Here is a 616-nt window from a genome sequence, read left to right as displayed (position 1 = left end):
CGTATCCGAATCGCTGTCCAGCCTTTCGTTGACCCCGGGAATGCTCACCTGCCGATGGTTGTCGAACGAGCCGCTGGCCAACGCCAGCGAACCCGCCACCTGCCATGGACCCTTGATATGCTTGAGCGTGATCGAACCGTCGTAAATGTCGCCATCGCCGCTCGACCCGCCTCGGATATGCGCCCAACTTTGCCCAATGGCGGCCGAGCCGCCCAGATACCAATTCGGCGCGATCTGGTGTTGGACACCAACGCGGTAACTGGTGTTGGACACGTCATAACCGATCGTTTCGCCGGAACTATCCTGATCGCTCCAGCGTCCGCCTACCTGGCCCCATACGCAGTTACCCTCGCGCAACAAGGTGCTCTGGCCTTCAAACGCCGGGCAGCTCATCGACGATCCCAGGATCGTGCCGGCCGAGTTGACCAACGCGATGGATTGCGCATGCGTGGCGCGGCTGGACAAGGAATTCAGCATATCGCTGTAGCCGCTGCCGCTGGACGCACGCGACAGCGCTGCAAAGTGCTGCGCCATGCCCGGGTCGGCGTTGTTCCACGACCGGTCGAAGTACCCCGCCAGCGATTGCTGGCTTTGGTTCAGCGCCACACCGGCAGGT

Annotated in this window: 1 protein-coding gene; it reads right to left on the bottom strand. The window is 62.3% G+C overall.

Annotated features, from left to right (window positions below; translation table 11 throughout):
* Window positions 1–616: autotransporter domain-containing protein (locus ACYVDM_RS26410; protein ID WP_460475505.1), on the bottom strand; the 616-nt coding region annotated here is incomplete at both ends.

Source organism: Bordetella tumulicola (assembly GCF_054779135.1).
The sequence above is the reverse complement of the archived record's forward strand: the minus strand, read 5'-3'. Positions and strand labels throughout refer to the sequence as shown.